The organism is Rhizobium sp. USDA 4016 (genome assembly GCF_056279705.1).
The window spans coordinates 3,901,832-3,925,214 of record NZ_JBWCCY010000004.1 but is presented as its reverse complement, the minus strand read 5'-3'; the positions used below and the strand labels follow the sequence as shown (position 1 = coordinate 3,925,214).

Genomic DNA, 23,383 nt, shown 5'->3' with positions numbered 1-23,383 from the left:
TGATTCCGATGACCTATGATCCGGCCAGCGCCAATCCGCTTGCAGGCAACCCGCTCGAAACCCGCGAGGACATGGGCCGCGCGCTTCTCGATCTCTTCGATCCACTGCTGCCCTATTTTTCGAAGGGCAATGCCCGCGTGCGGCTGGATGGCGCCGGCGCGCATTTCGATCGTGCCGCGGCCGATCTGGAAGGCTTCGCCCGGCCTCTGTGGGGTCTTGCTCCTTTGGGTGCGGGAAACGGCCGGTTCGAGCATTGGGAACGTTTCGCCGAAGGTCTCGCTAATGGCGCCGACCCGCAGCATCCGGAATATTGGGGCACGGTCAACGACCGCGACCAGCGCATGGTGGAGCTTGCCGCGCTCGGTTTTGCGCTGGCGCTTGTCCCGGAAAAGATCTGGGAGCCACTCGATGGGCATGCCCGGAACAACATCATCGCTTATCTCAAACACGCACGCCAGTTTGACTACGCCGACAACAACTGGAAGTTCTTCCGCATTTTCGTCGATATCGCGCTTGACCGATTGGGTGCGGATTTCGATCGCAGCCTCACTAGGCAATATCTGGAAGAGCTGGAGGGCTTCTATATCGGCGATGGCTGGTATCGCGACGGCAATGTCCGCCGTATCGATCACTACATTCCCTTCGCGATGCACTTTTACGGCCTGATTTATTCGAAGCTTGTCGATGATGACTATGCCAAGCGATACCGCGAACGGGCAGTGCTCTTTGCGAAGGATTTCAAGAACTGGTTTGCAGCCGATGGTGCGACGATCCCCTTCGGCCGCAGCCTGACATACCGTTTCGCCTGCGCAGGTTTCTGGTCGGCGCTTGCCTTCGCCGACCTCGAAGCTTTGCCCTGGGGTGAAGTCAAGCATCTTTGCCTCCAGCATCTGCGCTGGTGGAGGGATAAGCCGATGACGAACCGAGACGGCATCCTTTCAATCGGTTTCGGCTATCCCAATCTGCTGATGTCGGAGAGTTATAATTCTGCAGGCTCGCCCTATTGGGCTTTCAAGGCCTTCTTGCCGCTCGCAATTCCAGCAGATCATCCGTTCTGGACGTCAAAGGAAACGGCGCCGGAAGCGGTCGCCGTCTCCCCGCAGCGCCATCCGGGCATGGTCATGATACGGGCGGGCGGCGATGTCGTGGCGCTTTCTTCCGGCCAGGAAAATTTGCAGATGCGTTTTGGAACGGAAAAATACGCAAAATTCGCATATTCAGCGCGCTACGGATTCAGTGTTGAGGCCGACGAGCGAAATTTCGCCGGCGGCGCTTTTGATTCGGCGCTGGCTTTCAGCGACGATGGATTGCATTACCGAGTTCGCGAGACGAATGCGGAAGCCAAGATTGCCGGCAACGTGCTTTATTCGAAGTGGTCGCCGTTCAAGGATGTCTCGGTCGAAACATGGCTCGTACCGGCAGCGCCCTGGCATATTCGCGTTCACAGGATCAATACGCCACGTGCGCTGCAGACGTCCGAAGGAGGCTTCGCGATCGCCAAACGGGATTTCGATCTTGATACGCTTTCGGCAGAAGCAGGTACCGCGCATGTCATCGGCGAGAGTGATTTTTCCGGCATCGCCGATCTTGGCTCGACCGTGACGCGCACCGGCCTTGCGCAGAAGGCCTTGCCGAATACGAACCTCATTGTTGCAAAGACATTGGTGCCGCAGTTGCGCGGCGAAATCCCCGCAGGTGAGACCGTGCTGATCACGGCAGTGCTCGCAGTCAATGATCCGCAAGCTGTTTCCGGGGTTTGGGTGAAGCGCCCTGTTGTCCCGGACATCGGAGCTTTGGAACAGCAGGTGAAGGAACACGGCGTGACGGTCAGCGCCATTGTCGCGCCGGGACAGATGCCATGAGCCGTCCCGGCATCGCGCTTGCCATGCATCCGGAGCGCACGGAACATGTCGTGTCGGATGAGTTGCTTCAACGCCTGGAAGTCATCGGCCGCTTGCTCGACCGCGAGCCGCTGCAGAATTTCTCTGATGAGCGCGCCCGGCGCGTGCTCCCGGAGACGGAAATCCTCATTACAGGCTGGGGGGCGCCGCAGGTGGGCTGTGAGGTGCTTGCCGCAGCGAGGCGTTTGAAGATTGTCGCTCATGCGGCCGGCACCGTCAAAGGCATTATCGGTGAAGAGATTTTCAGGGCCGGGATTGCGGTCAGCCATGCCGCGGAAGCCAATGCCACACCGGTCGCGGAGTTTACGCTCGCAGCCATTCTCTTTGCCGGCAAACAGGTTTTCCGCTTCCGCGACCGTTACGTGGCAGACCGCAACCGTGACCGCACCCATCCGATGCAGCGTTTGGCGATCGGCAACTACCGGCGCACAGTCGGCATCATTGGTGCATCGCGGATCGGCCGTCGCGTCATCGAGTTGCTGGAGCCGTTTGACTACCAGCTTGTCCTTTTCGATCCGACGATTAGCATGGCTGATGCCCAGGGGCTTGGAGCAGAGAAGGTCGATCTGGATACGCTCATGAGGGTTTCCGACATCATTTCGCTTCACGCGCCGTCCCTGCCTTCCACGCAACATATGATCGATGCGGACAGGCTGGCTTTGATGAAGGACGGCGCAACGCTCATCAACACGGCTAGGGGCGCAATCATCGATGAAGCTGCGCTGCTGGCGACGCTTGCAACCGGCCGCATCGATGCCATCATCGATGTCACCGACCCGGAAATCCCCGAGCCTTCATCGGCCTTTTACGATCTGCCGAATCTGTTCCTGACGCCCCATATTGCAGGCGCCGTCGGACTGGAGCGCATGCGCCTCGGCGAAATGGCGGTGGACGAGATCGAACGTTTCTTAAAGGGCGAGCCGCTTCGTTACGGCGTCACCCTCGCGGATCTCGAAAAGATGGCCTGAGCCTATTCAACCCTGCGGGAATTCGGTGAGTCGTCATTGGCAAGCTCGGGCATCAGATCGGCGAGATTGACGACCTTGCCGGTGCGGGAGCTCTGAAGCGCTGCAATGCCGCAAAGCACCGACATGGCCCCGGCACGCGTTCCCGCACGCTGATGAAGCCTGTCCTGCATGTCCGGTTTGAAGATCATATTGCGCATCCGGTCGTCCCCGCCGTAGTGGCCGCCGGAGGAATGCGGCACGATGATACGCTCGACCGCCTCCTTCCCATTGGGGAAATTCCGGATCAGCAGGATCTCATCCTCTTTCTTCACCTCCCAGGGTTGGGCTTCATGCTGGCGGATTTCGATTCGGCCTTTGGTGCCGTTGAATGCCAGATGGTGGCCTTCGATCGGCTGGAAGGTGTTCAGCGAATAGGAGACATGCACGTTGTTTCGATAGCGGATGCTGACGACCATCGTGTCCGGAATGTCGATATCCTCGCGGAAGACGCAGCCGTCGCGAAAATATCCGTCGATCTTCGACGGTTCCTCGTAGAGTGTGTCCAGGAAGGGATCTGCCTCCAGATCGAGATAGTAGTCGCATTCATGCGTGTGCGGACAGAGCTTGCAGCGTGGGCCGCGGAAGGGGCCCTTGCGGCCGTAATTCTGTAGGTCGGCGAAGGACGTCACGGCTTCGGGATCGCTGTCGAGATACCAGTTCAGCAGATCGAAATGGTGCGTTGCCTTGTGGACGAAGAGGCTGCCGGAATTTTCGGTATAGGCGTGCCAGCGGCGGAAATAGTCGGCTCCGTGTTTCGTGTTCAGATACCAGTGGAAATCGACCGAACTGACGCGGCCGATCTCGCCGGAATTGAGCAATTCCTTGATTTTGGCTGCGGTCGGCGCATAGCGGTAGTTGAAGGACACGTCGACGCGCCTGCCGGTACGCTTCTCGGCGTCGATGATGCGGCGAATGTTGTCGACTGCGGTCGTCATCGGTTTCTCGGTGATGACATCGATCCCGGCCTCCAGCGCCCGCACGACGATCGCATCATGCGTGTGATCCGGCGTGCAGACGATGACAAGGTCCGGTTTGACCTCGGTCAGCATCGCATCGATATCCTCGTAGATCGGCGCATTGCTGCCGATCATCGTGCGGGCGCGCTCGCCGCGAAGAGAGTTCTTTTCGACGATCGCGACGAGATCGACATGTTCGCGCCAACCGGCGAGCAGTTCTTTGCCCCACATGGTGGTTCCGCGATTTCCTGTCCCGATCAGTGCAAAACGGCGTTTCTCCATCGAATGATCCTCCTCATGCGTGCTGAAATGTATCGAACTATGCTTGGCAGCAGTTATGGTATCGCTCGACGCAGGTCGCGATGACCTCGTCCGCTGGCCGTTTCCACCAATTCTCTGCCGAAAAGATTTCGACCTCCTGCGCGCCGAAGAAGCCTGCCTTCTCGATCATGCGCCGGATGCCTTTGAGATCGATCACGCCATCGCCCATCATCCCGCGGTCGGTTAGCATGTCTTTTGTCTGTGCCAGCCAGTCGCAGATATGATGCGCGAAGATGCGCTTCATCTGGCCGGCGCGCGCGATCTGGTTGGCGAGATCCGGATCCCACCAGACATGGTAGACGTCGATTGCAACGCCGACGTTTTCGCCCAGCTGCTCACACATATCGAGCGCGTGGGCGAGCGTGTTCACGCAGGCTCGGTCCGCCGCATACATCGGATGCAGGGGTTCGATTGCCAACGGCATGCCGGCGGCTTCTGCATGCGGCGATACCGCAGCGATACCGTCGAACACCATCTGGCGCGCTGCGCCGATGTCCTTGGAACTGCCCGGCAGCCCGCCGACGACGAGCACGAGGCAATCGGCGCCGAGTGCGGCAGCCTCATCGATTGCGCGCCTATTGTCGTCGAGGTTCCTCTGCCATCCCGCCTCGTTTGCCGCCGGAAAGAAACCGCCGCGACAAAGGCCGGTCAGCTTCAATCCGTTCGATTTGACGATGCGAACGGCCTCGGCGAGCCCAACTTTCGCGACCTGCTCCCGCCAGGGTGCGATCCTGGTGATGCCGTGCTTCAGGCAGATATCGACGGCTTCGCCAAATCCGCATTGTTCACGGATCGTCGCAAGATTGATCGAAAGTCCTTCGATCTGCATATGAATTCCTCCCGCTCCCGATCGGCGTCAGTAAACGCCATGAACGGCGAGCACCCGCTTCATGTGGTTGACCGCCATATCGGGATCGGCAAGAACGCGCGCCTTGTCCGCCAGCCGGAAAAGCTCCGCGAGATGCGTCAGTGAACGCGTGCTCTGCTGCCCGCCGATCATCGTGAAGTGGTCCTGCAGGCCGTTGAGATAGGCAAGGAAGACGACGCCGGTCTTGTAGAAGCGCGTCGGTGCCTTGAAGATGTGACGTGAAAGCGGAACGGTCGGATCGAGCAAGTCGAAGAACTCGCGGTTGCTCTTGCGGCCCAGTGCTTCCATAGCGGCGGAGGCGGCCGGAGCAATCGCATCGAATATGCCGAGCAAGGCGTCGGAGTGCCCCTGTTCGTCGCCGGCTATCAGTTCCGCATAGTTGAAGTCGTCGCCGGTATACATGCGCACGCCCTTCGGCAGTTGCCGGCGCATTGCGATTTCCTTCTCCTTGGAAAGCAGGGAAACCTTAATGCCGTCGATCTTTGCGGCATTGGCTTCGATCACTTGCAGGCAGGTGGACATGGCCTTGATGTGATCCGGATTACCCCAATACCCTTCCAGCGCCGGGTCGAACATCTCGCCCAGCCAGTGGATGACGACCGGTTCTTTCACCTGCCGCAGGATGCGGTCATAGACGCGGATGTAATCGTCCGGCCCTCTCGCAGCGGCCGCAAGCGCGCGGCTTGCCATCAGGACGATGCGCCCGCCCTCTGCCTCGACAGCTTCGATCTGTTCTTCGTAGGCCCTGATGATCGTGTCGATCGTCACGTCGGGACCGGGAGCCAGATGATCGGTACCGGCGCCGCAGGCGATCAGCGCATCCTTGCGAGTGCGTGCTTCGGCAAGCGCTCGGCGAATGAGATCGCGCGCTTCCGGCCAGCCAAGTCCCATACCGCGCTGCGCCGTGTCCATCGCTTCGGCAACGCCGAGGCCGAGGTCCCAAAGGCGGTGGCGGAAGGCGAGGGTCCGTTCCCAATCGATGGCAGGCGTCAGCCATGGATCGTTGTCCGCCAGCGGGTCGGCGACGACATGGGCAGCGGCAAAGACCACGCGCGGAAAGTCTTTCGCGTCACGCTTCTTGAGCTCGATTGGCGTTCCGGTCAGCGTATAGGGGGCGATCCTGCCGTCGAGGGGAAGATTGATCGTCTGCATATCAGAACTCCAATGCCGGAACGTCGAGCCAGCGGCGCTCGGCCCAAGATTTGAGGCCCAACTCCGCAAGCTGGACGCCCTTGGCGCCCGCCTCTAGGCCGTAGGGCCATGGGGCGTCTTCGGCGACATGGCGCAGGAACATTTCCCACTGCACCTTAAAACCGTTGTCGAATGTCTGCGTATCCGGCACCTCGTCCCAGGTCTGGTAGAAGTCGATCGTTTGCGGCTGGTCCGGATTCCACACCGGCTTCGGCGTATTGACGCGATGCTGCGTCCAGCATTTCGTAAGACCGGCGACGGCAGAACCGTGCGTGCCGTCCACCTGGAAGGTCACGAGATCGTCGCGGCGCACGCGCACGGCCCAGGACGAATTGATCTGCGCAATCACGCCGCCTTCAAGCTCGAAGGTAGCATAAGCGGCATCATCCGTATCGCAGTCGTAGGCCTTGCCCTGCTCGTCGACGCGGCTGCCGATATGCGTTGCGCCGAGGCAGGAAACCGCTTTCACCTCGCCGAAAAGATTGTCGAGCACGTAGCGCCAGTGGCAGAGCATGTCGAGGATAATGCCGCCGCCATCGCCCTTGCGGTAGTTCCAGGACGGCCGCTGCGCCGGAACGCCCCAATCGCCCTCGAAAACCCAATAGCCGAACTCGCCGCGCACCGAGAGAATCTTGCCGAAGAAACCGGAATCGCGCAGCAGCGCCAGCTTGCGAAGACCCGGCAGGAAGAGCTTGTCCTGCACGACGCCGTGCTTGAGGCCGGAGGCTCGCGCTTTCGTTGCAAGGTCGATGGCCACTTGCAGGTCGTCGGAGATCGGCTTTTCGCAATAGACGTGCTTGCCGGCATCGAGTGCCTTGGAAAGCAGCTCGGCGCGCATCAAGGTCGTTCCGGCATCGAAGAAAATCTGATCGTCCGGGTTGGCGAGCGCTCCGTCCAGATCTGTCGACCAGCGCTTGATGTTGTGCTTCTTCGCCAGCTCTTCCATCTTGTCGCGGTTGCGGCCGACGATGATGGGGTCGATCTCCAGCCGCTCGCCGGATTTCAAAAACAAACCGCCCTGGTCGCGGATGGCCAGGATCGATCGCACTAGGTGCTGATTGTAGCCCATGCGGCCTGTAACGCCGTGCAAAATGATCCCCAGACGAGCCATCTCATTTCTCCCTGCCAAATTATCGAACGGCGGGAGCGGGCGTTGCCCGGCCCTCCCAAGCCAGTAACTAAACGGTTACTTGATGGCAGATCGGAAGCGGGGCTGTCAATAGTCAATTCAAATTTTGAATTTTCAGCGCTTGATCGAGGCGAGGGTCACGTGGACGATATGCTGTTCCCAACTGTCGAGATTTGAGGGCTCAATCAGTTCGCGCCCGAAGATCGTCGAAAGCGTATGTTGGTTCGAAAGGTAGAAGTATCCGAGCGACGCGATCGTCAGATAGACGTGAAGGGGATCGGCGTTCTCGATGAAGACGCCTTCCTTCTTGCCACGCTCAAGAACCCGCGCAAGCTCACCGATCAGGTGAGAATGCAATTCCTTGAGCCGGACGGATTGGCGAAGCCAGCGGGCGCGGTGCAGGTTTTCCGTACCGAGAAGGCTTAAAAACTCCGGATGCTTGAGGAAATAGCGCCAGGTGAAGAGAGCAAGTTCGCCGATTCCTTCTTCCGGGCTGCGGTCGCCGATATGCAGGGCACGCTCCGCTGTACGGATGCCGACATAAGCCTCCTCCAGCACACGTAGGTAGAGCTGCTCCTTGTCCCCAAAATAGTGATAGAGCATGCGCTTATTGGTGCCGGCCCGCTCGGCAATTGCGTCGACGCGCGCCCCGCCCATGCCGTTTTCGGCAAATTCGCGGGTAGCTGCTTCCAGGATCGCAGCCTTGGTTCTTTCGGGGTCGCGTTGCAATACGCGTTCGCCGGCCACCCGCTTGGCTTTTTTCTTTTCCCCGGTCTCGCCGCTATTATCCATCCGCTCATCTCCCCAGACGCTCTGTTGCGCTCATAAGGCTTCGGTGCGAGATTGTAAAAGCGACAATCTGGGAGGAGAACCTCGCGAAATTATCACCGCTTGACAGGCCCGATGCTTGTCCATAGCTTGTAACCAATTAGTTATTTGTTGCAAGAGAAACCAGCAAGGAGCGTGTGGAGGCGCTCCCCAAGGGAGGAGGAAAAACAGATGACACTACGCGTAAGCAGACGTAACTTCATGGCGGGCGGGGCAACGCTTCTCTCGCTTTCGGCACTGGGTTCCAGTGCCTTTGCGCAGGATACACGCCTGCGCCTGCTGTGGTGGGGATCCCAGCCACGTGCAGACCGCACCAACAAGGTATCGGAACTCTACAAAGCGAAGAATCCGGGTACGTCGATAACCGGCGAGTATCTCGGTTGGGGTGATTACTGGCCTCGCCTCGCGACGCAGGTCGCTGGCAAGAATGCCCCCGATGTTATCCAGATGGATTACCGTTACATCGTCGAGTATGCACGCCGCGGCGCACTTGCGCCTCTCGATTCCTACATGCCGTCGAAGCTCAATCTAGGTGACTTTGACAAGGCGCAGATCGAGGGCGGCAGCGTCGATGGACATCTTTATGGCGTGAGTCTGGGTGCGAATTCGGCGGCAACCATGCTGAGCAAGACCGCGTTCGAGGAAGCGGGCATCGATCTTCCGACCAAGGCAACGACCTGGGAAGAGTTTGGCAAGATGGCAGCCGAACTGACCAAGGCCGGCAAGCGTAAAGGCATGTTCGGAATGGCCGATGGCAGTGGTGGGGAGCCGCTTTTCGAAAACTACCTCCGCCAACGCGGAAAGGCGCTTTATACTGCTGATGCGAAGATTGGCTTTGGCGTCGAAGAGGCATCCGAATGGTTTGATATGTGGAACAAGTTCCGTGAAAGCGGTGCATGCGTTCCGCCTGACATTCAGGCTTTGGACAAGAACGACATCGAGACCAATACGCTGACCCTTGGCAAGTCTGCCGCTGGTTTCGCGCACTCGAACCAATTCGTGGCATATCAGCAGATGAACAAGGACAAGCTCACTCTGGCAAACCACATGCGAGTGACAAAGGACTCGAAGGGCGGCCACTACCGCAAGCCTTCGATGTTCTTCTCGGTTTCAGCTCAGTCGAAAGTGGTCGATCAGGCAGTCGATTACGTGAACTTCTTCGTCACGAACCCGGATGCCGCGCTGGCGCTGGGTGTTGAACGCGGCATTCCGGAATCGGCAGCGATGCGTGAGGTCGTGGCAGCCAAGCTCGACGCTGTCGGCAAAGTGCCGCTGGAATACGTCTCCGGCCTCGGCGATCTCGCCGGCAAGTTGCCGCCACCGCCGCCTGCGGGTGCCGGTGAGGGCGAGTTCACGCTTCGAAACATCTCTGAGCAGGTCGGCTTCGGGCAGTTGACAGCGGCAGACGGCGCCAAGCAGCTCGTGGACGAACTTACGAGCATTCTCGCGCGGGGCTGATCCATATGAATAATGCGATGCGCACGATGCCTGCAGAGGCGGCGACGGTAGAACGGTATCGGGGGGCGGTGGCCGACAGCCGGTTCAGGCGGCTGTGGAATGCCAATGCTCCAGGCTATCTCTTCCTGCTGCCCTGGCTTCTGGGTTTCTTCGGGCTGACGTTCGGACCTGCCCTGATGTCGCTCTACCTATCCTTCACAGACTTCGACATGTTGAGGTCGCCGGGCTGGGTGGGCGCGGCAAACTACGTGCGCATCGCCACTGCCGATCCGAAATTCGCCTCGGCGATGTCGGTCACACTGACCTACGTGATGTTGGCCGTGCCCTTCAAGCTTGCTTTTGCGCTGATGGTTGCCCTGGCGTTGAACCGGGGCATCAAAGGCCTACCAATCTATCGCGCTATCTTCTATCTGCCCTCGCTGCTCGGCGCGAGCGTGGCGATCGCCGTCCTCTGGCGCCAGCTTTTTGCCGGTGACGGCTTGGTCAATGCGGCACTTGCACAATTTGGCATTCAGGGACCGAGCTGGATTTCGCATCCGAACTATTCAATCTATACGCTGGTTGCGCTCAGCGTCTGGCAGTTCGGCTCGCCGATGATCATCTTCCTTGCCGGTCTGCGTCAGATCCCGCAGGACATGTACGAAGCCGCCAGTCTCGACGGCGCCTCGAAGTTCCGGCAGTTCTACAAGATCACGCTGCCGCTTCTGACGCCGGTCATCTTCTTCAACGCCGTCGTGCAGACGATCGACGCCTTCAAGGCCTTCACGCCCGCCTTCATCATCTCCGGCGGCACCGGCGGCCCGATCAATTCGACGCTGTTCTATACGCTTTATCTCTACCAGGAAGCCTTCGGGAACTTCCGCATGGGCTATGCCTCGGCGCTTGCCTGGATCCTAGTGATCATTATCGCGATCTTCACCGCCTTCTCGTTCCTGTCCTCGCGTTACTGGGTGCACTACGATGACTGAGATGACTGCCATTGTCACCGCCCCGCAGCCGCCCTCGGACGTCAACAAGCGTAGCCTGCCGGGCTCGATCCTGGTCCATGCCCTGCTGATCGGCGGCTCGCTCCTGATGCTCTATCCGTTGCTGTGGATGGTTTCGGCTTCGGTGCGGCCGGAAAACGAAATCTTCACGTCAACGTCGATTTTTCCATCGTCCATTGATTTCTCATCCTATCTTCGTGGATGGGTCGGCCTCGATGTCAGCTTCGGTCGGTTCTTCTGGAACTCGCTGGTGATCTCGGTGCTGACGGTGGTCGGCAATGTCATTGCCTGTTCCCTCGCTGCCTTCGCCTTTGCGCGCCTGCGCTTTGCTGGCCGGAACTTCTGGTTCGCGATCATGCTCGGCACGCTGATGATCCCCTATCACGTGACGCTGATCCCGCAATATGTGCTCTTCCTGAACCTCGGCTGGGTGAATACCATCCTGCCGCTGGTGGTGCCGAAGTTCCTGGCAAGCGACGCCTTCTTCATCTTCCTCATGGTGCAGTTTTTCCGCGGCATTCCGCGCGAACTGGATGAGGCCGCGATGATGGACGGCTGCAGCGCTTGGCGCATCTATTGGAAGATCATGCTGCCGCTATCGCTGCCGGTGTTGGCGACAGCCGCAATCTTCTCCTTCATCTGGACCTGGGACGATTTCTTCGGTCCGCTGATCTACCTGAATGACATGAACACGTACACGATCCAGCTCGGTCTGCGAACCTTCGTCGACTCGACCAGTGCATCGGATTGGGGCGGCCTATTCGCCATGTCGACGCTCTCGCTCGTGCCCGTCTTCTTCTTCTTCCTCTTCTTCCAGCGCCTGCTGATCGAAGGCATCGCCACGACCGGCATGAAGCGCTGATGCGGATGGGAAAGTGACATGAGCATCAAGACTGTTGCCATCGTCGGCTGCGGTATCGGGCGTTCTCACATCGTCGAGGGCTACCTGCCGCATCCGGATAAGTTCAGGGTCGCAGCCATCTGCGATCTCAATGAGGAGCGCCTGAAAGCCGTCGGCGACGAGTTTGGAATTGAGAAGCGTACGACCTCCTTTACGGAGCTTCTGGGCGACGACGGCATCGACATCATCGACATCTGCACGCCACCCGGCATTCATCGTGAACAGGTCGTGGCAGCTCTTGCGGCGGGCAAGCATGTCGTCTGCGAAAAACCGCTCACCGGCTCCCTCGCCGCTGTTGATGAGATCGTGGAGGCTGAAAAAAGTGCCAAGGGCGCTTTGATGCCGATCTTTCAGTATCGCTATGGCGATGGCATCCAGAAGGCGAAATACATCATCGACGCAGGCATAGCCGGCAAGTTCTACATGGGCGCTGTCGAGACCTTTTGGCTGCGCAAGCCCGAATATTACGCGGTTCCCTGGCGCGGCAAATGGGCGACTGAACTCGGCGGCGTACTCGTAACGCATGCGCTGCACCTGCACGATATGCTCTTCCACCTCGCAGGTCCGGCCGCCCGCGTTTTTGGCAGGGTTGCCACGCGCGTCAATAACATCGAGGTGGAAGATTGCGCCTCCGTCAGCCTTCAGATGCAGAACGGCGCCTTCGTTTCGCTTTCCTGCACGCTGGGTTCGCAGCAGCAGATCAGCCGGCTGCGGCTGCATTTCGAGAACGTTACTTTCGAAAGCAACCACGATCCCTACGCGCCGGGCAAGGGGCCGTGGCAGATCATCGCCGCAAATGACGAAGTGCAGGCAAGGATCGACGCTGCGGTTGGCGACTGGCGACCAGTTGCGTCGCGGTTCAACACGCAAATGGCCCGCTTTCATGATTACCTCAGCGGTCATGGTCCGCTGCCGGTCACCAGCGCCGATGCCCGGCGTGCGCTGGAACTGGTAACAGCAATCTATCAATCGTCCGACAGCGGCGCGGACATAGCGCTGCCCATCGGTCGCGACAGCCCTAAATACGCCGACTGGCGTGCAAAAACGAGATAACGGACCAGGAGAGGTTTTAGAAGATGGCAACAAGTGTCGTTCTTCAGAAGGTCGAGAAGCGCTACGGGTCGCTGGATGTCATCCATGGCATCGACCTCACGATCGATCCCGGCGAGTTCGTGGTCTTCGTCGGTCCGTCCGGCTGCGGCAAGTCCACGCTGTTGCGCATGATCGCCGGCCTCGAGGAGATTTCAGGCGGCGGCCTGCTGCTCGACAACGAGCGCATGAACGAAGTGGCGCCTGCCAAGCGCGGCATCGCCATGGTCTTCCAGTCCTATGCGCTCTATCCGCATATGTCGGTCTACAAGAACCTCGCCTTTGGTCTTGAGACGGCTGGATACAAGAAGGCCCAGATCGAACCGAAGGTGCGCCGCGCCGCTGAAATCCTGCAGATCGAGAAGCTTCTGGAGCGCAAGCCGAAGGCCCTGTCCGGCGGTCAGCGCCAGCGTGTCGCGATCGGCCGCGCCATCGTGCGCGAGCCACGCATCTTTCTCTTCGACGAGCCGTTGTCGAACCTTGATGCGGAACTGCGTGTTCAGATGCGCGTCGAAATTTCCCGCCTGCACCGTAATCTCGGCAACACGATGATCTATGTCACCCACGATCAGGTCGAAGCCATGACCATGGCGGACAAGATCGTGGTGCTGAATTCGGGCCGCATCGAGCAGGTCGGCGCTCCGCTCGACCTTTATAACCATCCGGCAAATCGCTTCGTCGCAGGCTTCATCGGCAGTCCGAAGATGAACTTCCTGAAGGCGAAGATCGAGCGCGTCAATGACGGCGACACGACGATCAATGTCTGCGGCAATTCAATCCGCCTGCCACGTCGCTTGAAAGGTTCGGCCGATCAGGAGGTTACCTTCGGCATCCGTCCGGAACACTTGTCCGTGGCCGATGGCGGCATTGCACTTGCGACCGTCGACATCGACCTGGTCGAAAACCTTGGCGGCGCCACCATGCTCTATACGAAGACGCCGGACGGCCAGCACCTGACGGTGGCTCTGGACGGTCAGCAGAAGGTTGAGCGCGGCACGAATGTGACGGCGTCCTTCGACCCCGCCCGCTGTCATGTTTTCGATGCTTCGGGCGCCACGATATAAAGCCTGCTCTGCTTGACAGCCAAGCCTGCTCTGGCCCATCCTTTGCAGGTGGGTTGCGAGGGGGAAAGCGTGACGCCTGAAGATAGGATTCATGCACTCGGCATCTGGCAAGGCCCGATCGAAATCGCACCGATTGCCGGCGGCATTACCAACCGGAACTATCTCGTAACCGATCGCATATCGCGCCGCGTCGTGCGCCTCGGCGCCGATATCCCGGTTCATCATATCAGTCGCCAGAACGAGCTTGCAGCGAGCCAGGCAGCCCACGCTGCCGGGCTTTCGCCTGCTGTCATCCATCATGAGCCCGGCGTGCTCGTCCTCGATTTCATCGAGGCGCGGGCTCTGACGGCGCAAGACATCCAGGATGCGCAAATGCTCGCACGCATCGTGCCACTGGTTCGCGCCTGCCATCATGACATCGCCCTTCATTTCCGTGGCCAGGCGATGATCTTCTGGGTCTTCCATGTCATCCGCGACTATGCGGCCACTCTGATTGCCGCAGAAAGCGACTATGCGCCGATGCTTCCCGCGCTGCTCGAAAAGGCCGAACGCCTCGAGCAGACCGCCGGGCCTTTCGATATCGCCTTCGGCCATAACGACCTTCTCGCCGCGAACTTCCTTGATGACGGCAAGCGTCTTTGGTTGATCGATTGGGACTACGCAGGTTTCAACACGCCGCTCTTTGATCTCGGCGGCCTCGCCTCGAACAACGAGTTTTCGGAAGGTGCCGAGCGGCAAATGCTGGAAACCTATTTCGGCCGGCCGCTCACGCGGGATCTCTGGCAGCGCTATAGCGCCATGAAATGTTCATCTCTGCTCCGCGAAACGCTTTGGAGCATGGTCTCCGAGATCCATTCGACCATCGATTTTAATTATGCGGCCTACACAGTCGAAAACCTCGCGCGCTTCGAGCGTGCCTACAAGGCATTTGAACAGGACCAGTAATATGGCGAAGGAATTACCGAAGACGGCGAAAGCTGTGGTCATCGGCGGCGGCATCGTCGGTTGCTCGACGGCCTATCATTTGGGCAAGCTCGGCTGGACGGATACGGTGCTGCTCGAGCGCAAGAAGCTCACCTCCGGCACCACCTTCCATGCGGCGGGCCTCGTCGGTCAGCTGCGTACCAGCGCCAACATCACCCAGCTGCTTGGCTATTCCGTCGATCTTTACAAAAAACTTGAAGCCGAAACCGGTCTCGGCACCGGCTGGAAAATGAACGGTGGATTGCGGCTTGCCTGCAATGAAGAGCGCTGGACGGAGGTGAAGCGCCAGGCAACGACAGCGCAATCTTTCGGCCTCGACATGCGATTGCTCACTCCCCAGGAAGCCTTCGAGCTCTGGCCGCTGATGACGATCGACGACCTTGTGGGCGCAGCCTATCTGCCGACCGACGGCCAGGCCAATCCTTCCGACATCACGCAGGCGCTGGCGAAAGGCGCCCGGATGTCCGGCGTCTCGATCTTCGAGGATACGGAAGTTCTCGACCTGAAAATCGACAAAGGAAAGATCCGCGCCGTCATCACCGAAAAAGGCCGCATTGAATGCGAACGCGTCGTCGTCTGCGCCGGTCAGTGGACCCGGGCTTTCGCTGCTCGTTTCGGCGTCAACGTGCCGCTCGTCTCCGTCGAGCATCAGTACATCATCACCGAATCCTTCGGCGTGCCTTCCAATCTGCCGACGCTGCGCGATCCGGATCGCCTCACCTACTACAAGGAAGAAGTTGGCGGGCTCGTCATGGGCGGCTATGAGCCAAATCCAATCCCCTGGGCGGTGAACGGCATTCCGGAAGGTTTCCATTACACGCTGCTCGACAGCAATTTCGATCACTTCGAGCAGATCATGGAGCAGGCGCTGGAGCGGGTTTCAGGCTTGCAGAAGGCGGGGGTCAAACAGCTCCTGAACGGACCGGAGAGTTTCACGCCGGATGGCAATTTCATTCTCGGCGAAGCGCCGGAGCTGAGGAATTTCTTCGTCGGCGCCGGGTTCAACGCTTTCGGCATAGCCTCGGGCGGCGGTGCCGGCATGGCGCTCGCCGAGTGGGTCGCCAAAGGTGAGCCGCCTTATGATCTCTGGCCGGTCGACATCCGCCGCTTCGGCCGCCCCCACTTCGATACCGACTGGGTGCGTACTCGCACGCTGGAGGCCTATGGCAAGCATTATACGATGGCTTGGCCTTTTGAAGAGCATTCGAGTGGTCGCCCCTGCCGCAAGTCGCCGCTTTACGATCGCCTCAAGGCTCAGGGCGCCTGCTTCGGCGAAAAGCTCGGCTGGGAGCGGCCGAACTGGTTCGCCGATCTCTTTGCCGACGAGGAGCCGAAGGACGTCTATACCTACGGCCGTCAGAACTGGTTCGATGCCGTCGGCCGCGAGCACAAGGCCGTGCGCGAAGCGGCTGTCATCTTCGATCAAACATCTTTTGCAAAGTTTGTTCTGAAGGGGAGGGATGCGGAGGCCGCTCTTTCGTGGATCGCCTCGAATGATGTCGCCAAGCCCGCCGGATCCCTCACCTACACGCAGATGCTGAACGACAAGGGCGGCATCGAATGCGACGTCACCGTCGCCCGCATCGCCGAGAACGAATTCTACATCGTTACCGGCACCGGCTTTGCCACTCACGATTTCGATTGGATCGCCCGCAATATTCCGGCAGATATGCGGGCCGAGCTTGTCGATGTGACATCGGCCCATTCGGTTCTTTCCCTGATGGGGCCGAATTCCCGCGCTGTCCTTGAGAAAGTCACTACCAGTGACGTGTCCAACGCCGCCTTTCCGTTCAGCCGGGTAAAGACCATCGGCATCGTCGGCTGCCCCGTCAGAGCGTTGCGGATCACCTATGTCGGCGAATTGGGCTATGAACTCCATGTCCCCGTCGAATATGCAACGACGGTCTATGATGCCTTGATGGCTGCCGGTAGTGGTTTCGGTCTCGTCAATGCCGGCTACCGTGCCATCGAAAGCTGCCGTCTGGAGAAGGGCTATCGCGCCTGGGGTTCGGATATTGGCCCAGATCATACACCGATCGAGGCGGGGCTCGCCGGGGCAGTCAAAACGAAGAAGAACATCGACTTCCGTGGTCGCAAGGCGATCGAGCGCCAGCTTTCAGGCGGTGTGAAAAAGATGCTCGCTTGCGTCGTGCCGGACGATCCGGAGACCGTCCTTCTCGGCCGCGAAACCATTTATCGGAATGGCAAACGTGTCGGCTGGCTTTCCAGCGGCGGCTTCGGCTACACGATCGGCAAACCGATCGGCTACGGCTATATCCGCAATCCCGACGGCGTGACCGAGGATTTCATGTTGTCGGGAACTTATGAACTGGACGTTGCGAGGGAGCGTATTCCCTGCACGGTGTCGCTGAAGCCGCTCTATGATCCGGAGATGAAGCGCATCAAGGCTTAATAGGTGTTTGCAATGCGGCTGTACTGCCAGATTTTGGCAAGCGCCCAACTCTCTCCTCATTCCTGTCCTTGTGACAGGAGCCTAGCCAGGGCGCGTCTCACCGTGAATCACCCGCTTAAGGAGCCTTCAGCGCCCAATGACCTGGGCGAAGTGGCGGCGGAGTAACGCGGCGCGCCCCCACTCAAATCAACGGCAGCCTGTTATCCTGGATCAGAATCTCCAGCTTGTTCGCCACGTCCTCGGTCCAGGCGGCGTTTTTCGCCAGTGCCGCTGGGAAAAGCCCAGGCAGGCCGAAAAGCGCCGCTGCTACCGCAGCGCCGTTTCGCGGGACATCTGTAAGGAGATCTGCGATTTCACCAGCTCTCGGATCACGCAATTCGTAACTTTTGCCGTTCCGGTCGGCGCCCAGCGCATAGCGCATCCAGGCGGCGACTGCGATTGCATAAGTCTCCGCCTTGCTGCCATGAGCAAGCGCTTCCGTTGCCGGCTCCAGGAGACGTTGCGGCAGTTTCTGCGTCCCGTCCATGGCGATCTGATAGGTGCGGTGCGCGATCGCCTTATTTGCAAAGCGCGCTATGAGTTCTTCCGCATAGTGCTCGAGATTGATCCCTGGAACGGGATCGAGGGTCGCAGCTGCCGCGCTCATATGCCGCCGCGCAAGCGCTGCCAACCCGGCATCTTCCATGACATCGCGGATGTATTCATAGCCACCTATATATCCGAGATAGGCGAGCAGGGAATGCGCCCCGTTCAGCATGCGAAGCTTCATCTTCTCGTAGGCCGAGACCTCCTCGACCATCAGCACGCCAGCCTTCTCCCAGGCCGGGCGGCCATTGGCGAAATGGTCTTCGATCACCCATTGCGTGAAGGGTTCGGTCTCGATCGCCGCGAGATCCTGCCGCCCCGTCAGGCGCTCGGCATCGGCATAGGTAACGTCGGTACTGGCCGGGGTGATGCGATCCACCATCGTGGAGGGAAAGGGTACGGTCTGTTCGATCCAGTCGTGCAACGAAGGATCGACGCGGCTCGCGAATTCGAGAACCAGGCGCTTGAGGACTGCGCCGTTGCTCGGCAGGTTATCGCAACTTAGCGGCGTGAAGGGCGCAATACCCTTTTTACGCCGACGCGCTAGCCCTTCGACAAGATAGCCGACAACGCCGCGCGGCGTTTGCGGATGGATAAGATCGGCGGCGATGTCGGGATGGTTGAGATCGAGGCCGCCGGTAAGGGTATCCAGACCATAGGCCTTCTCGGTCACCGTCAGGCTGACGATGCGGATTGCCGGATCTTCCAGGCGGGCAAGCAGCCCTGCCGGGTCTCGCGTTGCGACATGCGCCTTCAGGATCGGGCCGATCACCTGCGCTGTCGTTCCCGACGTATCGCGGATCAGCATCGTATAGAGGCCGTTCTGCTCGTTCAGGTGATCCGCGACATCGGCGGTGCGCAGGCTTGCGACTTCAATGCCCCAGTCGCCGCCGGCGGCCGCAAGTGCCGCATCGGTAAAGGGTGCAAAATGCGCGCGGAAAAAGGCACCCGGGCCGAGATGCAGGATGCCGCTTTTCAGCTTGCTTCGGTCATAGGCCGGAAGTTTTGCCGTCGGCGCGAGGCCCGTCAGGTTTTGCAGTCGATCCGTCACAACTTGTATGCCTTCTTCGCATTGTCATAGGAAAGTTCGCGCGCGACGATCTCGGCATCCTTCTTTGAAATCCGGTGCTCGGCTGCGAGCTGCGCCAGGAAGCGGCAGACCTCGCGGCGCCAGACGTCGTGGCGGGCGGGGATTGAAAGCAGTGCCCGCGTATCGTCGTTGAAGCCGGCGAGATTGGCAAAGCCGGCCGTTTCAACGACCTGGTCTAGATAGCGGCGAATGCCGTTCGGGCTGTCATGGAACCACCAGGGCGGGCCGATCATCAGGCACTCCCAGTGCCCGGCCATCGGTGCCAGTTCGCGGGCATAGGTCGTCTCGTCGAGTGTGAAGAGCAGAACCCTGAGACCGGACGCATGGCCGTATTTCGACAGCAGAGCGTTCAAGCCGCCGACCCAGTCCGTGCGTGTCGGAATGTCGGCGCCCATGTTCGGACCGCGCGTCTGGAAAAGGCCGCTGTCGGTGTTTCGGCGGGAGCCGGCATGAATTTGCATCACCATGCCGTCTTCGGCCGAGAGGCCGGCCATCTCCGTCATCATCTGGCCACGGAAAAGCTCGGCATCTGCCCCAGAAAGAGGACCTCTCAGGGCTTTGTCGAGCAGCGCCTGCTTGTCGGCGAGCGGGAGATCGGCGGTAAAGGCCGTCGGCACGCCGTGGTCCGTGGCCGTTGCGCCGAACTGGCGGAAATAGGCGCGGCGCTTGCGGTGCGCATCGACCATGCCATCCCACCGGGTAATGTCGGTGCAGGTGATTTCGCCGAATTGCAGGAGATTGGCACGGAAACCGACGGCATCCGGATCGGTGACGCTGTCCGGCCGGTATGTGGTGCGCACGCGGCCGATCCAGCCCTCAGCCGCCATCTTCTGGTGATGGGTCAGCGGGTCGAGCGCGCCTTCCGTCGTCGCAATCGTCTCGATACCGAAACGCTTGTGCAGCGCGCGCGGGCGGAACTCGGGCAGCGCCAATTGTGCGTTGATGTGGTCGTAAAGCTTATCGGCATTATCAGGGGTCAGCGGTTCGTCGCAGCCAAGCACGGCCGACATCGCATGATCGACCCAAAGACTGGAAGGCGTACCGCGGAAAAGGTGATACTGTGCAGAAAATGCCCGCCAGATCGCCCGGCCCTCCGCGACCGGCTTGCCGTCGAGCCGCGGCACGCCGAGATCGTCGAGCTTGACGCCGACACTGTGCAGCATGCGGAAAAGATAGTGATCGGGAATGACAAGCAGCGAAGCCGCATCCTCGAAAGGCTTGTCCTCGGCAAACCACGAAGGTTCGGTGTGCCCGTGCGGGCTGACAATCGGCAGATTGCGAACCGCTTCGTAAAGCTCGCGCGCGATGGTTCGCGTTGCCGGATCGGCCGGAAAGAGCCGGTCCGGATGAAGAAAGCCGTTTCCTACATCCATCAGATTTCCTCCCTGATTAGACAGGGCCTATCCCACCTGGGCAAGGACGGCAAGCCCTATTAGTAACTAAACGGTTCACTTTCGGAATCGTTTTTTGCGAGCCTCGAAAGCATTGACGCAAAGACTTATTTCCGCTTTGGAAAGGCAGAAATTGCCGGGAGAAAACCGATGTCCGACGAGACGGGTCGAATCACCAAACTTGAGGAAATGGTCGCCCATCAGGCAAAGACGATCGACGAGCTTTCCGATCAACTCGCGGAGCAATGGAAGGTCGTCGAGCAGATGCGCACCAAGCTCGACCGGCTGACGGAACGCTTTCTGTCCCTTGAGGAGCAATCCCTCGAAGCCCCGGCGATCACCCGTCCGCCGCACTATTGACTGGCAGTAAAAGGGCGCCGTCGCCGGCGCCCTTTTACTTTCGGCTCAGAGATTGCCGATGCAGAGGTATTTCATTTCGAGATAATCGTCGACGCCATGGCGCGAACCTTCGCGGCCGTGTCCGGATTGCTTGACGCCGCCGAAAGGCGCCGTCTCCGTGGACATCAGGCCGGTATTGATACCGACCATGCCATATTCCAGCGCTTCGGCAACCTTCCAGACCTTCTTCAGATCGCCGGCGAAGAAATATGCGGCAAGGCCGAATTCGGTGTCGTTAGCCTGTTCAATCACCTCTTCAACAGTATCGAAGCGGAAGAGTGGAGCAACAGGACCGAAAGTTTCTTCACGTGCTACCTTCATGCCGCGGGCAACGCCGGTCAATACGGTCGGCGTGAAGAAGGTGCCGGCGCCTTCGATGCGCTTGCCGCCGGTCAGCACCCTGGCGCCCTTGGAAAGCGCGTCGCTGACGTGATCTTCGACCTTCGCAAGGCCCTGCGCGTCGATCAGCGGGCCGATCGTGACGCCTGCCTCGAAGCCGTCGCCGACGGACATGGCTTCGACCTTTGATGCCAGCTTGGCCGCAAATGCGTCGTAGACGCCTGACTGGACGTAGAGCCGGTTGGCGCAAACGCAAGTCTGGCCGGCATTGCGGTATTTGGAGGCGATCGCACCTTCGACGGCGGCATCGAGATCGGCATCGTCAAAGACGATGAAGGGTGCGTTGCCGCCGAGCTCGAGGCTCACCTTCTTGATCTGGTCGGCGCACTGGCGCATCAGGATGCGGCCGACTTCCGTCGAACCGGTAAAGCTGATCTTGCGCACTTTGTCGTTGCTGCAAAGTTCCTTGCCGATCGCCGGACCGTCTTCGCCGACAATGACGTTGAAAACGCCAGCCGGAATGCCGGCCTGTTCGGCAAGAACCGCAAGCGCGATCGCCGAGAGCGGGGTCTGCTCGGCGGGTTTCGAAACAACCGTGCAGCCGACAGCCAGCGCCGGAGCGATCTTGCGGGTGATCATCGCTGCCGGGAAGTTCCAAGGCGTGATGGTGCCGACGACTCCGACCGGCTGTTTGATAACGATCATGCGCTTGTCGTTGGAAGGAGCAGGGATCGTTTCGCCGTAGATGCGCTTGGCTTCCTCCGCATACCATTCGATATAAGCGGCGGCATAAAGGATCTCGCCGCGCGCCTCAGGAAAAGGCTTACCCATTTCCGCAGTCAGGATCGCCGCCAGCTCATCGGCGTTGGCAACCATCAGGTCGAACCACTTGCGCAGGATAGCGCTACGCTCCCTTGCAGGACGTGCTGCCCATGCAGGTTGCGCCGCATAGGCCGCGTCGATGGCTTTGCGGGTGTCGGCAGTACCCATGTCCGGCAGCGAGGCGAGCACTTCGCCTGTGGCCGGGTTCAAAACGTCGAAGGTTTTCGTTGCTTCGCCCCTCGTCCATTCGCCGTTGATGTATCCTAAGTCGCGGAGGAACGGCGAGGAAAAGGGCACATGCTTGGTCAGTGCAGTCGTGAATGACATGTCATTTACTCCGAAGGGCGGTTACTTGCCCGCACTTGCTTGAAGGATAGAGGCTTCGAGGATATCGAGCGCTTCGACGAAGATATTGTCCTGGATGGTGATCGGGGCAAGGAAGCGAATGACGTTTCCGTGCACGCCGCAGGTCAAAAGAATGAGACCCTTCTCCAGCGCGATCAGGCGGACCTTATTCGCGAAATCCGCGCTCGGCAGCTTTGTCGCCTTGTCGTTGAACTCGACGGCGTTCATGAAACCCGGGCCGCGGATGTCGACGATTTCCGGCACCTTGTCGCGCAGAGATTCCAACCGTTGCTTCAGGCGGCTGCCGAGCTGGTTGGCTCGGTTGCAGAGATCCTCATCCTTGATGACGTCGAGCACGGCATGCGCCGCGGCGATGCCGAGCGGGTTGCCGCCATAGGTGCCGCCGAGACCGCCAGGGGCAGGTGCATCCATGATCTCCGCGCGGCCGGTGACGGCAGCCAGCGGAAAGCCGCCGGCAAGGCTCTTTGCCATGGTCATCAGGTCGGGCGCGACCTCATGGTGGTCCATCGCAAACATCTTACCCGTGCGTGCAAAGCCCGTCTGCACTTCGTCGGCAATCAGCAGAATGCCGTGCTGGTCGCAGAGTTCGCGTAGCGCCTTCATGAATGCGACCGGCGCCGGATAGAAACCGCCTTCGCCCTGAACCGGCTCGATGATGATAGCGGCCACGCGCTGCGGATCGACATCGGCGGCGAAGAGCTTCTTCAGGGCGGCAAGCGACTGTTCAAGGGACACGCCATGCATCTCGACGGGGAAGGGCACGTGGAAAACATCGCCCGGCATCGCGCCGAAGCCAACCTTGTAGGGCACGACCTTGCCGGTCAGCGCCATGCCCATGAAGGTGCGGCCATGGAAGCCGCCGCCAAAGGCGATGACGGCGGAGCGGCCGGTCGCAGCACGCGCTATCTTCACGGCGTTTTCGACGGCCTCGGCGCCCGTCGTCACGAAGATCGTCTTCTTGGCAAAGTTTCCGGGCGTCAGCGCGTTCAGGCGTTCGGCGAGATGCACGTAGCTTTCATAAGGCACGACTTGATGGCAGGTATGGGTGAAGTGATCGAGTTGATCTTTTACCGCGGCGATCACCCGCGGATGGCGGTGGCCCGTGTTGAGCACTGCGATACCGGCCGCGAAATCGATGTAGCGGCGTCCCTCCTTGTCCCAGATCTCGGCATTCTCCGCTCGGTCGGCATAGATCTGCGTGGTCATGCCAACGCCGCGCGAAATTGCGGCATTCTTCCGGTCCGTAAGGGTGATCGTGTTCATCGTGCTCGCGCTCCTGCGCTGGAAAGGGTCGA

19 protein-coding genes are annotated in these 23,383 nt (G+C 59.9%); 10 read left to right on the top strand and 9 right to left on the bottom strand.

What is annotated here, in order from left to right; all coding sequences use genetic code 11:
* Positions 1-8 precede the first annotated feature (8 nt).
* Together ACZ9DP_RS35295 and ACZ9DP_RS35290 are read left to right on the top strand one after the other, a co-directional pair.
* Positions 9-1,862 carry a DUF2264 domain-containing protein gene (locus tag ACZ9DP_RS35295; protein WP_476205155.1) on the top strand — a complete coding sequence of 618 codons (1,854 nt, stop codon included), beginning with the start codon at positions 9-11 and terminating at the stop codon, positions 1,860-1,862.
* Entirely contained in the window at positions 1,859-2,869 is a 1,011-nt protein-coding gene (locus ACZ9DP_RS35290; protein WP_476205154.1) for a hydroxyacid dehydrogenase, read from the top strand. Before ACZ9DP_RS35295 ends, ACZ9DP_RS35290 begins: the two co-directional genes overlap by 4 nt.
* 2 nt (positions 2,870-2,871) lie before the next feature.
* Here the strand turns inward: ACZ9DP_RS35290 and ACZ9DP_RS35285 are convergent, their stop codons facing one another.
* The 5 genes from ACZ9DP_RS35285 to ACZ9DP_RS35265 form a co-directional block, all read right to left on the bottom strand.
* Positions 2,872-4,146 (bottom strand): Gfo/Idh/MocA family protein, encoded by a 1,275-nt coding sequence (locus ACZ9DP_RS35285; RefSeq protein ID WP_476205152.1) that lies wholly within the window; start codon positions 4,144-4,146, stop codon positions 2,872-2,874.
* Between the two features lie 37 nt (positions 4,147-4,183).
* Positions 4,184-5,014, bottom strand: a complete 831-nt coding sequence (locus tag ACZ9DP_RS35280; RefSeq protein ID WP_476205150.1) for a sugar phosphate isomerase/epimerase family protein — start codon at positions 5,012-5,014, stop codon at positions 4,184-4,186.
* A gap of 27 nt (positions 5,015-5,041) precedes the next feature.
* Positions 5,042-6,205 (bottom strand): dihydrodipicolinate synthase family protein, encoded by a 1,164-nt coding sequence (locus tag ACZ9DP_RS35275; RefSeq protein WP_476205149.1) that lies wholly within the window; start codon positions 6,203-6,205, stop codon positions 5,042-5,044.
* Position 6,206: 1 nt separating this feature from the next.
* Complete coding sequence (locus tag ACZ9DP_RS35270) at positions 6,207-7,355, bottom strand: Gfo/Idh/MocA family protein (RefSeq protein ID WP_476205148.1); 1,149 nt, start codon at positions 7,353-7,355, stop codon at positions 6,207-6,209.
* A gap of 132 nt (positions 7,356-7,487) precedes the next feature.
* The gene (locus ACZ9DP_RS35265; protein WP_074066179.1) at positions 7,488-8,165 is read right to left on the bottom strand and encodes a TetR/AcrR family transcriptional regulator; all 678 of its coding nucleotides are present in this window, start codon (positions 8,163-8,165) and stop codon (positions 7,488-7,490) included.
* 207 nt (positions 8,166-8,372) lie between these two features.
* On the opposite strand from ACZ9DP_RS35265, the gene ACZ9DP_RS35260 reads away from it, so the two are divergent.
* The 7 genes from ACZ9DP_RS35260 to ACZ9DP_RS35230 all read left to right on the top strand — a co-directional run bounded on the left by ACZ9DP_RS35260 (position 8,373) and on the right by ACZ9DP_RS35230 (position 17,096).
* Positions 8,373-9,659 (top strand): ABC transporter substrate-binding protein, encoded by a 1,287-nt coding sequence (locus ACZ9DP_RS35260; RefSeq protein ID WP_476205147.1) that lies wholly within the window; start codon positions 8,373-8,375, stop codon positions 9,657-9,659.
* Between the two features lie 5 nt (positions 9,660-9,664).
* Entirely contained in the window at positions 9,665-10,627 is a 963-nt protein-coding gene (locus ACZ9DP_RS35255) for a carbohydrate ABC transporter permease (protein WP_039843468.1), read from the top strand.
* 1 nt (position 10,628) lies between these two features.
* Positions 10,629-11,507 carry a carbohydrate ABC transporter permease gene (locus ACZ9DP_RS35250; protein ID WP_372415170.1) on the top strand — a complete coding sequence of 293 codons (879 nt, stop codon included), beginning with the start codon at positions 10,629-10,631 and terminating at the stop codon, positions 11,505-11,507.
* An 18-nt stretch (positions 11,508-11,525) separates the two neighbouring features.
* Positions 11,526-12,599: a Gfo/Idh/MocA family protein gene (locus tag ACZ9DP_RS35245; protein ID WP_476205145.1), complete on the top strand. Its 1,074-nt coding sequence runs from the start codon at positions 11,526-11,528 to the stop codon at positions 12,597-12,599.
* A 23-nt stretch (positions 12,600-12,622) separates the two neighbouring features.
* On the top strand, positions 12,623-13,699 hold the full coding sequence (locus ACZ9DP_RS35240; RefSeq protein WP_074066184.1) for an ABC transporter ATP-binding protein: 1,077 nt from the start codon (positions 12,623-12,625) through the stop codon (positions 13,697-13,699).
* A gap of 69 nt (positions 13,700-13,768) precedes the next feature.
* Positions 13,769-14,644: a phosphotransferase gene (locus ACZ9DP_RS35235; protein ID WP_476205143.1), complete on the top strand. Its 876-nt coding sequence runs from the start codon at positions 13,769-13,771 to the stop codon at positions 14,642-14,644.
* A gap of 1 nt (position 14,645) precedes the next feature.
* Positions 14,646-17,096 (top strand): GcvT family protein, encoded by a 2,451-nt coding sequence (locus ACZ9DP_RS35230; RefSeq protein WP_476205142.1) that lies wholly within the window; start codon positions 14,646-14,648, stop codon positions 17,094-17,096.
* 181 nt (positions 17,097-17,277) lie between these two features.
* Here the strand turns inward: ACZ9DP_RS35230 and ACZ9DP_RS35225 are convergent, their stop codons facing one another.
* Together ACZ9DP_RS35225 and uxaC are read right to left on the bottom strand one after the other, a co-directional pair.
* A complete protein-coding gene (locus ACZ9DP_RS35225) occupies positions 17,278-18,732 on the bottom strand; it encodes a mannitol dehydrogenase family protein (protein WP_476205141.1) in 1,455 nt (484 codons plus the stop codon).
* Entirely contained in the window at positions 18,729-20,144 is a 1,416-nt protein-coding gene (uxaC, locus tag ACZ9DP_RS35220) for a glucuronate isomerase (RefSeq protein ID WP_476205139.1), read from the bottom strand. Before uxaC ends, ACZ9DP_RS35225 begins: the two co-directional genes overlap by 4 nt.
* 168 nt (positions 20,145-20,312) lie before the next feature.
* On the opposite strand from uxaC, the gene ACZ9DP_RS35215 reads away from it, so the two are divergent.
* Positions 20,313-20,522: a SlyX family protein gene (locus tag ACZ9DP_RS35215; protein WP_039843476.1), complete on the top strand. Its 210-nt coding sequence runs from the start codon at positions 20,313-20,315 to the stop codon at positions 20,520-20,522.
* A 45-nt stretch (positions 20,523-20,567) separates the two neighbouring features.
* On the opposite strand, the gene ACZ9DP_RS35210 is transcribed toward ACZ9DP_RS35215, so the two are convergent.
* Together ACZ9DP_RS35210 and ACZ9DP_RS35205 are read right to left on the bottom strand one after the other, a co-directional pair.
* Positions 20,568-22,049, bottom strand: a complete 1,482-nt coding sequence (locus ACZ9DP_RS35210; protein WP_194728592.1) for an NAD-dependent succinate-semialdehyde dehydrogenase — start codon at positions 22,047-22,049, stop codon at positions 20,568-20,570.
* A 21-nt stretch (positions 22,050-22,070) separates the two neighbouring features.
* The gene (locus ACZ9DP_RS35205; protein WP_074070105.1) at positions 22,071-23,351 is read right to left on the bottom strand and encodes a 4-aminobutyrate--2-oxoglutarate transaminase; all 1,281 of its coding nucleotides are present in this window, start codon (positions 23,349-23,351) and stop codon (positions 22,071-22,073) included.
* Between the last annotated feature and the right edge of the window lie 32 nt (positions 23,352-23,383).